Annotated in this window: 13 protein-coding genes; 1 reads left to right on the top strand and 12 read right to left on the bottom strand. The window is 73.9% G+C overall.

The window, feature by feature from the left end:
- The 12 genes from LG395_RS19545 to LG395_RS19600 all read right to left on the bottom strand — a co-directional run.
- Positions 1 to 1,182: carbohydrate kinase family protein (locus tag LG395_RS19545; RefSeq protein ID WP_372463441.1), on the bottom strand; the 1,182-nt coding region annotated here is incomplete at its 3' end.
- On the bottom strand, positions 1,179 to 2,387 hold the full coding sequence (gene metK, locus LG395_RS19550) for a methionine adenosyltransferase (protein WP_171160347.1): 1,209 nt from the start codon (positions 2,385 to 2,387) through the stop codon (positions 1,179 to 1,181). The genes LG395_RS19545 and metK, both read right to left, overlap by 4 nt.
- Positions 2,387 to 3,916 carry an FAD-dependent monooxygenase gene (locus LG395_RS19555; RefSeq protein ID WP_225810657.1) on the bottom strand — a complete coding sequence of 510 codons (1,530 nt, stop codon included), beginning with the start codon at positions 3,914 to 3,916 and terminating at the stop codon, positions 2,387 to 2,389. The genes metK and LG395_RS19555 overlap by 1 nt, the downstream gene beginning before the upstream one ends.
- A 13-nt stretch (positions 3,917 to 3,929) precedes the next feature.
- Complete coding sequence (locus LG395_RS19560) at positions 3,930 to 4,610, bottom strand: antibiotic biosynthesis monooxygenase family protein (protein WP_171159303.1); 681 nt, start codon at positions 4,608 to 4,610, stop codon at positions 3,930 to 3,932.
- A complete protein-coding gene (locus tag LG395_RS19565) occupies positions 4,601 to 6,037 on the bottom strand; it encodes an FAD-dependent monooxygenase (protein WP_308071277.1) in 1,437 nt (478 codons plus the stop codon). Before LG395_RS19565 ends, LG395_RS19560 begins: the two co-directional genes overlap by 10 nt.
- 2 nt (positions 6,038 to 6,039) lie before the next feature.
- Positions 6,040 to 6,972, bottom strand: coding sequence for an aromatase/cyclase (locus tag LG395_RS19570; protein WP_225810658.1), 933 nt, complete (start codon positions 6,970 to 6,972; stop codon positions 6,040 to 6,042).
- A gap of 81 nt (positions 6,973 to 7,053) precedes the next feature.
- A complete protein-coding gene (gene fabG / locus LG395_RS19575) occupies positions 7,054 to 7,878 on the bottom strand; it encodes a 3-oxoacyl-ACP reductase FabG (protein WP_171159300.1) in 825 nt (274 codons plus the stop codon).
- Positions 7,879 to 7,890: 12 nt separating this feature from the next.
- On the bottom strand, positions 7,891 to 8,160 hold the full coding sequence (locus LG395_RS19580) for an acyl carrier protein (protein ID WP_103815545.1): 270 nt from the start codon (positions 8,158 to 8,160) through the stop codon (positions 7,891 to 7,893).
- Between the two features lie 90 nt (positions 8,161 to 8,250).
- Positions 8,251 to 9,468: a ketosynthase chain-length factor gene (locus LG395_RS19585; RefSeq protein WP_171159299.1), complete on the bottom strand. Its 1,218-nt coding sequence runs from the start codon at positions 9,466 to 9,468 to the stop codon at positions 8,251 to 8,253.
- Positions 9,465 to 10,736, bottom strand: coding sequence for a beta-ketoacyl-[acyl-carrier-protein] synthase family protein (locus tag LG395_RS19590; RefSeq protein WP_225810659.1), 1,272 nt, complete (start codon positions 10,734 to 10,736; stop codon positions 9,465 to 9,467). Before LG395_RS19590 ends, LG395_RS19585 begins: the two co-directional genes overlap by 4 nt.
- On the bottom strand, positions 10,733 to 11,062 hold the full coding sequence (locus LG395_RS19595; RefSeq protein WP_171159297.1) for a TcmI family type II polyketide cyclase: 330 nt from the start codon (positions 11,060 to 11,062) through the stop codon (positions 10,733 to 10,735). Before LG395_RS19595 ends, LG395_RS19590 begins: the two co-directional genes overlap by 4 nt.
- 655 nt (positions 11,063 to 11,717) lie before the next feature.
- Positions 11,718 to 12,566, bottom strand: coding sequence for a helix-turn-helix domain-containing protein (locus LG395_RS19600; RefSeq protein WP_225810660.1), 849 nt, complete (start codon positions 12,564 to 12,566; stop codon positions 11,718 to 11,720).
- A gap of 148 nt (positions 12,567 to 12,714) precedes the next feature.
- Here LG395_RS19600 and LG395_RS19605 point away from each other — a divergent pair, with 148 nt between their 5' ends.
- Positions 12,715 to 13,320, top strand: a complete 606-nt coding sequence (locus LG395_RS19605) for an NADPH-dependent FMN reductase (protein ID WP_171159295.1) — start codon at positions 12,715 to 12,717, stop codon at positions 13,318 to 13,320.
- Positions 13,321 to 13,336: the final 16 nt, after the last annotated feature.

Consider the following 13,336-nt stretch of genomic DNA (forward strand, 5'->3'; position numbering starts at 1 on the left):
CCGGCCGGAGCCCGCGTCCTCGCGGGTGCGCCGGCCCTCGTCCCGGCTCGAACGCGTCCCCTCGTCGGCACGTCGGTCCTCGACCGCGTCGGCACCCGTGTCACCGCCGGCGCGCCTGACCCCGCCCAGGTCCGGACCGGTGTCACCGCCGGCGCGCCGGTTCCCGCCCCGACGGGAACCCGTCTCTCCGCCGAGGCGGTTGAGCCAGGGGGTGAGCTCCCGTGCCGCGGCCGGGCCGTAGGCCTGCCGTAGGCGCCGGCCGAGGTCCTCGGAGTCGAGGACGTACTGCTGGGGGCCGACGGTCTCCAGCACGACCGTGGCGAGTGCGCAGCCGAGCCGGGCCGCGGCGCGCGGCGGCCGTCCCCACGCGGTCGCGGCGAGGAATCCGGCCCGGAAGCCGTCGCCCACGCCGGTGGGTTCCCCCGTGGCCCTCGGGGGGACCGCGGGGACGCGCAGCGGTGGGTGTCCGGCGCCGGTGAGGTCGACGCCGTCGGCGCCGCGCGTGATGATCCAGGTGCCGGTGTGGTCCAGGACTTGCTGGTGCGTCCAGCCCGTGCGCTCCTGGAGCAGGGCGGCCTCGTACTCGTTGGTGAACAGGAACCGCGATCCGGTGACCAGGTTCCGGGTCTGCGCCCGGTCCAGTGCGGCCAGTTGCTGCGAGGGGTCCGCGGCGAACGGGAGGCCCTGCCGGCGGCACGCCCCGGTGTGCAGCAGCATCGCGCGGGGGTCGTCCGGTCCGATCAGGGCCATGCCGAAGGGACCGTGGCGGGCGCTGACGTCGGCGATCCGGATGTGCCGCGCCTCGGCCATCGCCCCCGCGTAGAACGTGGCGATCTGGTTCTGCTCGGTGTCCGTGGTGCACACGAAGCGTGCGGTGTGCAGGGTGTCGCTGACGTGTACCGCTCCCGTTTCCACCCCTTCGTCCCGCAGCCGGCTCCGGTACGGTCCGAAGTCCCGCCCGGCGGCCGCGGCGAGCACCGGCGCGAGTCCCAGCCGGGCCAGTCCGAGCGCGATGTTGGCGGCCACTCCGCCGGGGCGGACCTCCAGTGTGTCCGCGAGGAAGGACAGCGAGACGCGGTCCAGCCGGTCCGGGACGATCTGGTCGGCGAAGCGTCCCCGGTAGGCCATGAGGTGGTCGGTGGCGACGGAACCGGTGACCAGGACGCGCCGTGGCCCGCTCACCGTCCGGCCGCCGCGCGCAGCGCGTCCACCCGGTCGGTCCGCTCCCAGGTGAACTCGGGCAGCTCGCGGCCGAAGTGGCCGTAGGCCGCCGTGCGGGCGTAGATCGGGCGGAGCAGGTCGAGGTCGCGGATGATCGCGGCCGGGCGCAGGTCGAAGACCTCGGTGAGGGCGGTCTGGATGCGCGCCACCGGTACGGTCCCGGTGCCGAAGGTCTCGACGAACAGGCCCACCGGCTCGGCCTTGCCGATGGCGTAGGCGACCTGGACCTCGCAGCGGGAGGCCAGGCCCGCCGCCACCACGTTCTTCGCCACCCAGCGCATCGCGTACGCCGCCGAGCGGTCCACCTTGGACGGGTCCTTGCCGGAGAAGGCGCCGCCGCCGTGCCGGGCCATGCCGCCGTAGGTGTCGATGATGATCTTCCGGCCGGTCAGACCGGCGTCGCCCATCGGGCCGCCGATCTCGAAGCGGCCGGTGGGGTTGACCAGCAGCCGGTAGCCCGCGGTGTCCAGCTTGATGCCGTCCTGCGCCAGTGCCTCCAGCTCCGGCTCGACGACGAACCGCCGTACGTCCGGGGCGAGTCGTCCCTCCAGGTCGATGTCGCTCGCGTGCTGCGCGGAGACCACGACCGTGTCCAGCCGTACGGCGCGGTCGCCGTCGTACTCGACGGTGACCTGCGTCTTGCCGTCGGGGCGCAGGTAGGGGGCCGTCCCGTCGCGGCGTACGGCGGTGAGGCGGTGGGCGAGCCGGTGGGCGAGCCGGATGGGCAGCGGCATCAGCTCCGGGGTCTCGTCCGTCGCGTAGCCGAACATCAGGCCCTGGTCGCCCGCGCCCTGCCGGTCGAGTTCGTCCTCGTCGCCCTCGACCCGGGCCTCGTACGCCGCGTCGACACCCTGCGCGATGTCCGGGGACTGCGCTCCGATGGACACCGACACACCGCAGGAGGCGCCGTCGAAGCCCTTCGTCGAGGAGTCGTAGCCGATCTCGAGGATCTTCTCGCGCACCAGCGACGCGATGTCCGCGTACGCCTTGGTCGTCACCTCGCCGGCCACGTGCACCAGGCCGGTGGTGATGAGCGTCTCCACGGCGACCCGGGAGGACGGGTCCTCGCGCAGGAGCGCGTCGAGGACGGTGTCGCTGACCTGGTCGGCGATCTTGTCGGGATGCCCCTCGGTCACGGACTCCGAGGTGAACAGGCGTGAGGCCATCATGCGTCCTTGGTCGGGGAGGTCGGGGGGTTCTCGGCGGGGGCGCGGGGCGGGCCGAACCACGTCCGCAGCGCGTCCTGGAGGCCGGCCGCCGGGTCGCCGGTGCCGGGTGCCGTCCAGGCGACGTGCCCGTCGGGCCGGACGAGCAGCGCGGTGGTGCCCGCGAGGGGGTCGGTGCCGTCCACGGGTTTGGGTACGGCGGTGACCACCGCGACCCGGTCGGAGAAGCCCGTGGCGGCGGCCCGGACGGCCGGTTCGTCGGCCAGGTCGAGCAGGACGCCGCGCGCCGGGTGCAGCAGTTCGGTGGTGCTGGTGCCGCCCGCCGCTGCGACGAGTTCGCGGTGTCCGACGCGGCGGCCGAGCAGCGGGTGGTGGCCGGGGCCGGCCGGGTAGCGGACGTCGAGTCCGCTGACGATGCCCGCCAGATGGCGTTTGACGTCGTCGTACTCCAGCAGTTCGGTGAACAGCTCGCGCAGCGGGTCCGCCTCGGCGCCGCCGAGGAAGATCAGGCCCTGGGCGCGGGTGTTCATCAGCAGCCGCGCGCCGACCGGGCGCCGTTCGTCGTCGTAGGTGTCGAGCAGGGACTGCGGTGCGGTGCCGCGCGCCACGGCGGCCAGCTTCCAGCCCAGGTTGACGGCGTCCTGGACCCCGGTGCTCAGGCCCTGGCCGCCGGCGGGCAGGTGGATGTGGGCGGCGTCCCCGGCGAGCAGGACGCGGCCGCGCCGGTAGCGGTCGGCCTGCCGGGTGGCGTCGGTGAAGGAGCTGACCCAGGTGGCGTGGCCGTCGCCGATGTCCTCGCCGGTGATGTGCCGCCAGGCGGCCGCGACCTCCGGGAAGCCGACCGGTGCGGTGCGGGCGTCCGGCGGGGAGCCGTGCGGGCAGACGATGATCCGGTCCACGCCGTCACCGAGCGGTGCGGCCATCACCATGCCGTTCGGCAGCCGTTCGCCCAGCGGCCGGGGGCGCAGGGCCTGGCCGGCGACGTCGGCGAGGTACATCACGCGGGTGGCGGGGGTGCCGGGGAAGCCGAAGCCGGCCAGGTCCCGGACGGTGCTGTGGCCGCCGTCGCAGCCCACCAGGTAGGCGGCGCGGAGCCGTTCGGTGCCGGCCGGGGTGCGCAGGACGGCCTCGACGCCGCTGTCGTCCGCGGTGAGGCCGGTCAGTTCCCGGCCCCGCCGGACGTCCGCCCCCCGTTCCGTGGCCCACTCCTCCAGCACGGCCTCCGTCTCGGACTGCGGGATGTCGCGGGCCCCGAAGTGGGCGCCCTCCAGGACCGTGTAGTCGAACCGGACGCCGCCGAAGTGGCCCACCGGGCTGATCGGCGGGACCGGGCCGCGGCCGAAGCGGGGCAGCAGGCCGCGCTGGTCGAAGACCTCCATCGCGCGGGCGGTGAATCCGAGGCCGCGGGACTGCCCGGTCGGTGCGGCGAGCCGTTCGACGACGGTCACCCGGGCGCCGCCCAGGCGCAGTTCGCCGGCGAGCATCAGACCGGTCGGCCCGGCGCCGACGACGATGACGTCCGTGTCCATGGCCGCTCCTCCCTCAGCCCGCCGCGGAACGCGAGTGGGTGACCCGGTAGGTGTTGGCCTGGCGCCCGGTGACCAGTTCCCGGGCGCGGACGCGTCCGGCGCGGACGTCCGCCGGGCGCTGCTCCTCGGGGAGGTGGTGGAAGGCGTCGTACAGCTCCTTGCTGTCCCACTGCGCGTAGTTGACGACGAAGGTGCCGTCCAGGCCGCGGAAGTAGGTGTGGGAGCGGTAGCCGGGCACGGTGGTGATCCACTCGTCGGGCTTGGCGAGGGTGTGGAGGAGTTCCTTCTGCCGGTCGGGGGTGGTGTCGAGGACGATCAGGACGGTGTAGTCGTCCCGGTCGGGTGAGATCTCTATGCCGTCGCCCAGTCCCGGGTGATGCTGGGTGAACTCCAGCTCGGTCTTCAACAGGCGTACGGTCCGGGCCAGTTTGTGGAACTGGGGTACGGTCTTCTGCTGGAACTTCCGGCCCTGGTAGCGGGCTTCGAGGTCGGCGAGGCTGCGCCACTGGATGTAGTTGGCGGTGCCGGGGCTGTCGACGCCGGCGTGCAGGGTGGAGGAGATCCAGCCGGGGTAGTCCGCGTGGTCGATGATGTCGCGCATCGCGTCGAGGACGTCATCCTGGAGGGCGCGGGTGTCGGTCTCGAAGAGGTTGAAGACGGTGAGGTGGCCGTCGTCGGGTGAGATCAAGGGCATGGTGTTCCTTCCGTGGTGGGGAGGGTGACGCCGGCCGGGAACCAGCGGGCGCGTGCCGTCGCCTCGTCGTCGGCCCGCTCCGGTCCGGCCCGTACGACGTGGCCGTCGGGGCGTACCAGCACGGGACCGTCGGCGCCGGGGCCCGGTCCGCCGTGCGGCCCGCCGAGCCGCAGTCCGCGGCCGGCCCTGAGCAGTTCGGTGGTGCTGGTGCGCCCGCCGGGGGTGTCGAGGGCCAGGTGCGGCAGGCGTGCCCCCAGCAGGGGGTGGGCGGGGCCGCCGACGTCGTACCGGACGTCGAGGCCGCTGACGAGTCCGGCGAGGTGGGCGCGCACCGGCTCCAGGGCGATCAGCTCGGTCATCAGCTCACGCAGCGGCTGCACCTCGGGGCCGCCGAGCAGCAGCAGCGCCTGGGCGCGGATGCCGGCCAGGACGCGCCGGCCCACCGGGTGCCGTTCGAGGTGGTAGGTGTCGAGCAGGTCCGGGTGGGCGCGGCCGGTGACGTGCGCGGCCAGTTTCCAGCCGAGGTTGAAGGCGTCCGCCAGGCCGAGGTTGAGCGCCTGGCCGCCGATGGGCATCTGGCGGTGGGCGGCGTCCCCGGCGAACAGGACACGGCCGTGCCGGTAGGCGTCGAGCTGCCGGTTGGTGTCGTCGAAGGCGTTCACCCACAGCGGGGTGCCGCCGCTGATGTCCTCGCCGGTCACCCGCTTCCACACCTCGGCGATCTCCGCGAACCGCGGTGCGCCGGTGCGCGGCCGGGGCGGGACGCCGAACTCGTGCGCCATGACACGGGTGACCCCGTCCGCCCGGCGGGCCGCGACCGCGAAGCCGTCGGGCAGCCGCTCGAAGCGCCGGTCCGGCACGTCGACGCCGGCGACGTCCGCGCGGACCAGCTCCCGCCGGGCGTCGTGCCCGGGGAAGGGGGCGTCCAGCAGCCGGCGCACGGTGCTGTCCTCGCCGTCGCACGCGACGAGGTACGGGCTCCGCACCCGCACGGCGCCGCCCGGGCCCTCGGCCGCCGTCTCCACGTGGGAGGCGGCGCGCGCGGTGACGGTGTGCACGTCGTGGCCGCGCCGGATGTCGGCGCCGAGGCCGCGCGCCCACTGCTCCAGCAGCCGTTCGGTGTCGTACTGCGGGACCTTCCACTGCCCGGCGTACGGGCCGGGCAGGGTGAGGTCGAGGGGGATCCCGGCGTAGTGTCCCCGGGGCTGGCGCGGCGGGTCACCGAGGGCGGGGAGCAGACCGCGGCTGTCGAGGATCTCCATGGTGCGGGCGTGCAGCGTGGAGGCGCGCGACTCGGTGGTGGGTTCCGGCCGGCGTTCCAGTACGACGACCTCGGCGCCGCCGAGCCGCAGCTCACCGGCGAGCAGCAGGCCCACGGGCCCCGCGCCCACCACCACGACCTGGGTGTCCAGCCGGGTCCCGGCCACGGTCAGGCCTTCCCCTCGGCGTACGCGCGGGCGTGGCCGAGGGTGGCGAGGCTGTTGGCGCCGAGCGCGCCGCGGACGTAGGCGCGCGCGTCCTCGACGGTGGCGTCCGGGCCGAGCACGGCCAGGTTGTCCGGGTTCAGGGTCACGGTGTGCTGGGAGGAGGCGACCGTGCCCTCCGGGGTCTCCTCGAAGGTCCACAGCCCGGTGTGCAGGGTCAGCAGGGCCGGCAGGGTGACCTGTTTGTAGGCGATGCGGTGGTGCGGGAAGGTCACCCGGTACGACTTGGTGGTGTGCGTGGAGCCGTCCTTGGCCCGGGTGTCCATCTCCAGGGTCTGCAGCCCGGGGGTGTCCTCGGTCAGGCGGGCGGAGGCGACGTGCGGCAGCCGTTCGGGCCACAGCCCCGCGTCGTTGACGAAGTCGTACACGTCCTTGGCGGCGCCGGCGACGGTCACGCTGTCGGTGAAGGAGAAGGTCAGTTCCTCGTGCGCGTGGGCGCGTTCGAGGTTGTCCTTGAGCGCGGCCAGTTCGGTGCGGCTGTTGTGGTCCACGGCCCGGTCGATCCAGGCGAGGGAGCCGGGGTCGTCGCCGACGGCGCGGTAGTCGTGCAGCAGCCGTACCCGGGCGGTGTCGTCCGTGACGGGTTCGATGATCCAGGTGCCGCCCATCGCGGCCACCGGCGGTGCGGTGATCTCCTGGCGGAAGGTGATGCGCAGCGCGTCCGCGTCGAGCGTGCGGCGGGACGTCCAGCTCTTCGCCCCGTCTCCCGCGGTCGCCCAGATGCGGATGCGTTCCTCGGTCCCGCCGCGCTCCACCTGGTCGACGTGGAGGGTGGGCGGGAAGATACGCGGCCACTGGGCGACGTCGGCCAGCAGCCGGTAGACGGCGGGCGCGGGCGCGCCGACGGTGATCTCGTGCTCGACCTCGCGGGTCGTCATGGCGGTGTCTCCTCGGCGGATGCGGTGGGTGCGGGGGCGCGGGGCCCGGCGCGTGACGGGTACGGCGGTGTCCCGGCCGGGTCAGAAGTTGCCGAGTCCGCCGCAGACGTTGAGCGCCTGCGCGGTGATGGAGGCGGCGCTGTCGGAGACCAGGTAGCCCACCAGCCCGGCGACCTCCTCGGGGGTGGAGTAGCGGCCGAGCGGGATCTTCGCCTGGAACCTCTCGAGGATCTGCTCCTCGGTCGTGTCGTAGGCGGCGGCGTACCCTTGGCGCACCCGCTGGGCCATCGGCGTCTCGACGTAGCCGGGGCACACCGCGTTCACGGTGATGCCGGTGGGCGCGAGTTCGTTGCCCAGTGCCTTGGTGAAGCCGACCACGCCGTGCTTGGAGGCGGAGTAGGGGGCGCCCAGGACCACGCCCTGCTTCCCCGCGGTGGAGGCGATGTTGATGATCCGGCCCCGGGACTTGTGCCGCAGGCCGCCGGCGTTGAGCACCTCCCTGGTCACCCGGAAGACACTGGTGAGGTTGGTCTCCAGGACGTCCTCCCACAGGGCGTCCTCGATGTCGGCGGTGACGCCGCCGCCGGACCGGCCCGCGTTGTTGACGAGGACGTCGATGGTGCCGAAGCGGTCCACGGCGGCCCGGACCAGGTGTTCCACTGCGGCCCGGTCCCGGACGTCGCAGGCGGTGCCGTCCACCTCCAGTCCCTGGGCGGTCAGTTCCTTCACGGTCGCGGCGACCCGGTCGGCGTCGCGGGCCGCGAGGAACACGCGGTGCCCGCCGGCGGCCAGCAGCCGGACCACGGCCAGTCCGATGCCGCTGGTGCCGCCGGTCACGAGCGCGACCGGCGCGGTCGGCCCGGGTGTTGGGGGATGCGCGCTCGTCTCGGTCGTCTCGGTCGTCATGGTGATCCCCTTTCAGGCGGCCCGGGCGGCCGACAGCCGCTCGTTGACGAGGTCGACCAGGGTCCGGGGGGTGGGGGCTTCGGAGAGCACGTCGTCGTCGAGTGAGACGCCGTACTCCCGCTCGATCCGGCCGACCGTCTCCAGCAGGGCCAGGGACTCGTAGCCCAGGGCCGTGAAGTCGGTGTCGAGGATGTCGCCGTCCAGGTCGACGGTCTCGTCGGCGCCGGCGGCTTCCAGCAGGATGCGCCGCAGCGCGTCGGGGGTGAAAACGTCGGTGGCCACCAGGGGTCCTTTCGCGGGGTGGGAAGCGGGGCTCGGATGGGAGGCGGTATGCAGGACGGGGAGCGTCGTAGGGGTGGTGGACCGGCGCGGTCAACGGGCGGCGCGGCGGACCACCAGGGCGGAGTTGAAGCCGCCGTGGCCGCGGGCCAGCACCAGGGCGGTGCGCACGGGCAGGGTGCGCGGCCGGTCCAGGACGAGGTCGAGGCCGTACTCCGGTGCCGGATCGCTGTGCACGGTGGGCGGCACGACGCCGTCCCGGAGGGCGAGCAGGGCGGCGGCCACGTCGAGCGGGGCCCCGCCGGAGTACAGGCGTCCGGTCATGGTCTTCGGAGCGGTCACGGGGACGCCCCCGGGGCCGAAGACGGCGGTGAGGGCCTCCGCCTCCGCCCGGTCGAGGCCGGGGTCGCCGGCCGCGTCGGCGAAGACGACGTCCACGTCGGCGGCGTCCGTCCCCGCGTCGGCCAGGGCGACCTCGACGGCCTTGCGCAGTCCGGGCGGACGTCCCGAGCCCGGCTTCGGGTCGAGGGTGGCGCCGTACCCGGCGATCTCGCCGTAGACGTGCGCACCCCGGGCGCGGGCCGCCTCCGCCTCCTCCAGGACGAGCAGGGCACCGCCCTCGCCGGGTACGTGGCCGCGCGCCGCCCGGTCGAAGGGCACGTAGGCCCGGTCGGGGTCCTCGCCGGTGCTCAGTCTGCCGCCCGCGAGCTGGGCGACCCAGCCCCACGGGCACAGGGAGGCGTCCACCGCGCCGGACACGACCAGCCGGGTGCCCCGGCGGATCTGCCGGCGGGCCTGCGCGAGGGCGTCGATGCCCCCGGCCTGGTCGCCGACGACCACACCGCTGGGTCCCTTCATGCCGTTGCGGATGGAGATCTGGCCGCTGTTGACGGCGTAGAACCAGGCGAAGGACTGGTACGCGGACACGTACTGGCTGCCCTGGCTCCACAGTTTGCGCAGTTCGTTCTGGCCGAACTCGAAGCCTCCGGAGGCGCTCGCCGTGACCACGCCCATGTCGAACCCGGGCAGCTCGCCGGGGCTCACTCCCGCGTCGGCGAGGGCCCAGTCGGCGGCGGCCAGGGCGATCCGGGTCATCCGGTCGGTCTGCGGGATCAGCCGGCTCGGCAGATGGTCCTCGGCCACGAAGCCGCTGATCTCACCGGCCAGCCGGGCCGGGTAGCGGCCGGGGTCGAAGCGGGTGATCCGGCCGATGCCGCTGCGGCCGGCCAGGGTGGCCGCCCAGTACGCGGGCGTGCCCAGTCCGTTGGGCGAGGCGACGCCCAGACCCGTGACCACCGCGGTGCCGGTCATGTCCGCCTCCGTCCCGGCTCGGCGAGCACCATCGCGCTCTGGAAGCCGCCGAATCCGCTGCCCACCGTGAGCACCACGTCGGTCAGCTGGTCCCGGGCGTGCAGGGGGACGTAGTCGAGGTCGCACTCCGGGTCGGGGGTGTGCAGGTTGGCGGTGGGCGGCACCACGTCGTACTCCATGGCCAGGACAGACGCGGCGATCTCCAGGGAGCCGATCGCGCCGAGCGAGTGCCCGATCATCGACTTGATGGAGCTGACCGGGGTCCGGCGGGCGTGGTCGCCGAGGCTGCGTTTGAAGGCGGCGGTCTCGTGCCGGTCGTTCTGCCGGGTGCCCGAGCCGTGGGCGTTGACGTAGTCGATGTCGTCCGGGTTGAGCCGGGCCTCGTCCAGGGCGACGCGGATCGCCTCCGCCATCTCCGCGCCGTCGGGGCGCAGGCCCGTCATGTGGTAGGCGTTGCTGCGGGTGGCGTAGCCGGCGATCTCCGCGTAGACGTGGGCGCCACGGCTGCGCGCGCTCTCCAGCTCCTCCAGGACGAAGACGGCGGCGCCCTCGCCCAGCACGAACCCGTTGCGGGTCCTGTCGAAGGGACGCGAGGCGGTGGCCGGATCGTCGGAGCGGGGGGTGGTGGCCTTGATGGCGTCGAAGCAGGCCATGGTGATCGGGGAGATCGGCGCGTCCGACGACCCCGCCACCATCACGTCCGCCGAGCCCTCCCTGATCAGTTCGGCGGCGTGGCCCACGGAGTCGATGCCCGAGGTGCATCCGGTGGACACCACGGTGCCCGGCCCCTCCGCACCGACGGCCCAGGCCACCTCGGCGGCGAACGAACTGGGGACGAAGTGGTCGTACAGGTGGGGCACGGCGTAGGTGTGGTCGACCAGGTCGAGCCGCCCGCCGTCGCTCACCACCCGGTACTCCGCGTCCAGTCCGGTCGTCGCGCCGACGGCGCTGCCGATCGTGACCCCGACCCGGTGGGGGTCCAGCGCCGTCAGGTCGATCCCGCTGTCGTCGACCGCGCCGCGTGCCGCGACCACGGCGAACTGGGCGGCCCGGTCCATCCGCCGGACCTCCTGCGGGGTCAGTCCGTGGGCGTACGGGTCGAAGTCGATCTCCGCGGCCACTCGGGAGCGGAACGGCGTGGGGTCGAAGAAGGTGATGCGCCGGGTCGCGGTCCGGCCCTCGCTGAGCAGGTTCCAGAAGTCCTTCGTGCCGATCCCGCCGGGTGCGAGGACCTCCACGCCCGTGACGACCACGCGGCGCGCCGTCATGCGGAGGCCTGCCAGGAGTAGAAGCGGGAGGCCATCGCGTCGGCCGGGGAGCGCCAGGTGGCGGGGTCGTAGGCCTCGATGAACGGTTTGAGGTCGTTGCTGATGCCGACGAACCGGGGGTCGTTGCGGGCGTGTTCGATCCGCTCACCTCCGTCGGCGGCGTCGAAGTCCTGGAGGTGGAAGTACAGTCCCCGGTACGTGAACAGCTGACGGCGCCGTGTCCCCATCAGGTGCGGCATCTCGGTCGAGTCGAACGCGGTGAACAGCTGCGCCACCTCGGTACTGGCCTCGGGCGCCATACGGGCGACGATCAGCGTGCTGTGCATACGTGACACTCCTTCGGTACGGGCATGCCGGACGGCGGACGTGCGCGGGCGAGGTGTGCGGGGCCGGACGCGCGGGGCCGGTCCGGTGTCGGGGCCGGCGGCGGGTGAGGAGCTGTGCCCCGTTTCCCGGCTTCAAGCCTCTTCGGCCGCCGACAGCCGATCAAGGCGCGCCTGTTCAGGACTGCGTCATCTTGTACACGGGTTGCGCAGGAACGGGCGGTAAGGACAGGGGAACGTCAGACGAGCGTCGCGCGAGTGCCGGTTCGGCCGGCCGCGACGGGCATGACGGTGCCGTGGCCGGCGACCGGGGAAGCGCGCGGCCGGGCCGGCGGCGGGACCGGTACGAGGTGCGCGAAGAGCGCGTGAGACCGGCCGACGGCGGCGGCGACCCGCGCCGTCCGTGCGGGGGGCCTCGGGCGGTTGGGGCGAGCGGCGTCGGCGAGGCGGTGCCAGAGTGTCCGGGTGGCAGAGGTGCCGCCGGTGCCGGATGTGCCAAGCGGGGTCCGCGGGTGTCCTGGAGTGCGGCAGGGGCCGGAGTCCCGCGCGCGCCGGAAGGACCGAGCCGCGAGTCCCGGCCGGCCGGAGTCCGGGGTTGCCCCGGGCTCGCGCGGGCCCGGGCCCGCGCGGCTCGCCGACGCGGCTGCCGGCGTACCGCTCAGACCGCCCGGAGGGCTCCCGGGCGGCGGCCGGCGAGACGGTCCAGCGCGGCGGCGCTCGCGTCGTCGGCCGGCAGGTGGACGACGAGGTGCTGGTCGTCGTCGGCGGGCAGCCCGAGCGTCTCGTACGCCAGCCGCACCTCGCCCACGTGCGGGTGGACCATGCGCACCACTCCGTTGGCCCGCGGCAGCCCGGGCAGCGTCCGCAGCCGGCCGGCGAAGGGTTCACCGGAGGACACCGTCAACTCGTCCATGAGCGCGCCGACATGCACGTCGGTCTGCCCCGGTCCCTGTTTGAGGGCCGCGACCTGCTGGTCGGCGACCGTGTCCCAGTCCGGGTACACCGAGCGCGCCCGCGGATCGGTGAAGACGAAGCGGGCGAGGCTGGGCCGGACGCCGTCCAGCAGCCCCAGCGGTTCGGCCAGCCGCCGGTACCCGTCCGTGCAGGCCAGGATCTCGCTCAGCCGGTTCACCAGCACGGCGGGCGCCGGTTCCAGCCGCTCCAGCAGCGCCCGCACCGTGGGCCTGACGGCCCTGTTCGGTCCCGCCCCGCCCCGGCAGCTGAAGCCGGGGTCGGCACCCTTGGCGAGCCGGTGCAGATGGACCCGTTCACCGGGGGTGAGCAGCAGCGCGTCCGCCAGGGCCGCCAGCACCTGCACCGAGGGCCTGCGGTCGCGTCCCTGCTCCAGCCTGGTGACGTACTCGACGCTCACCCCGGCGAGCGTCGCCAGTTCCGCGCGGCGCAGCCCCGGCGTACGGCGGCGCGGCCCGGCGGGCAGTCCCACCTCGGCCGGTGTCACGGCTTCCCGGCGCAGCCGCAGGAAGAGGCCGAGCTCGTTGTCGCTCATCCCGCGAACGTAACACCCGTCGCCCCGGCGGATCGTGGCCCTGCCACTACCACCCTCCGCCCGGCCTCCCTCGTCCGCCGTCCGTCCCCCACCGTGGGGTGCGTGCCCCGGCTGGGGCGGTATCCATTGCCGTAGGAGAAGCACATCCATGTCCAGCGCACGACTGAATCTCGCAGTGATCGTCGGCAGTGTCCGGGAGGGCCGCTTCGGTCCGGTGGTCGCCGACTGGTTCGTCGAACAGGCCAAGCGGCACGACGAGTTCACCATCGACCTGATCGATCTGGCGGACGTCGACCTCCCGCTCGCGCTGCCGCCCACCCCGCCGGCCCTGCAGCCCGACCTGCCGCGTCCCGAGGGCATGGCCGAACTGACCCGGCGGCTCGACGCGGCCGACGCGGTCGTCATCGTGACCCCCGACTACAACCGCAGCTTCCCCGCGTCCCTGAAGGCCGCCATCGACTGGCACTACACCCAGTGGAAGGCCAAGCCGATCGGCTTCGTCGGGTACAGCGGGCTCAGCGGCGGTCTTCTGGCGATCGAGCAACTGCGGCAGGTCTTCAGCGAGTTGCACGCCCACACCGTGCGTGACTACGTCGCCTTCCCCAGCTACTACCTCCTGTTCTCCCCCGACGGCACGCTCCGGGACCCGCAGGGCCCCGAGGACGCCGCCAGGGCCATGCTCGACGAGCTGCTGTGGTGGGGCTCGGTCCTCCACGACGCCCGCCGCGACCGCCCGCAGATCGCCGGCCGGTAATTCCCGGCCGCGGCCG

This window comes from Streptomyces spinosus, from assembly GCF_020400655.1.
GTDB lineage: Bacteria > Actinomycetota > Actinomycetes > Streptomycetales > Streptomycetaceae > Streptomyces > Streptomyces argyrophylli.

Coding starts and splice junctions, on each gene's coding strand:
- LG395_RS19555 (WP_225810657.1), bottom strand. CDS start 3,916: ATGGACACGGACGTCATCGTCGTCGGCGCCGGGCCGACCGGTCTGATG.
- metK (WP_171160347.1), bottom strand. CDS start 2,387: ATGGCCTCACGCCTGTTCACCTCGGAGTCCGTGACCGAGGGGCATCCC.
- LG395_RS19595 (WP_171159297.1), bottom strand. CDS start 11,062: ATGCACAGCACGCTGATCGTCGCCCGTATGGCGCCCGAGGCCAGTACC.
- LG395_RS19605 (WP_171159295.1), top strand. CDS start 12,715: ATGTCCAGCGCACGACTGAATCTCGCAGTGATCGTCGGCAGTGTCCGG.
- LG395_RS19585 (WP_171159299.1), bottom strand. CDS start 9,468: ATGACCGGCACCGCGGTGGTCACGGGTCTGGGCGTCGCCTCGCCCAAC.
- fabG (WP_171159300.1), bottom strand. CDS start 7,878: ATGACGACCGAGACGACCGAGACGAGCGCGCATCCCCCAACACCCGGG.
- LG395_RS19570 (WP_225810658.1), bottom strand. CDS start 6,972: ATGACGACCCGCGAGGTCGAGCACGAGATCACCGTCGGCGCGCCCGCG.
- LG395_RS19560 (WP_171159303.1), bottom strand. CDS start 4,610: ATGCCCTTGATCTCACCCGACGACGGCCACCTCACCGTCTTCAACCTC.
- LG395_RS19590 (WP_225810659.1), bottom strand. CDS start 10,736: ATGACGGCGCGCCGCGTGGTCGTCACGGGCGTGGAGGTCCTCGCACCC.
- LG395_RS19600 (WP_225810660.1), bottom strand. CDS start 12,566: ATGAGCGACAACGAGCTCGGCCTCTTCCTGCGGCTGCGCCGGGAAGCC.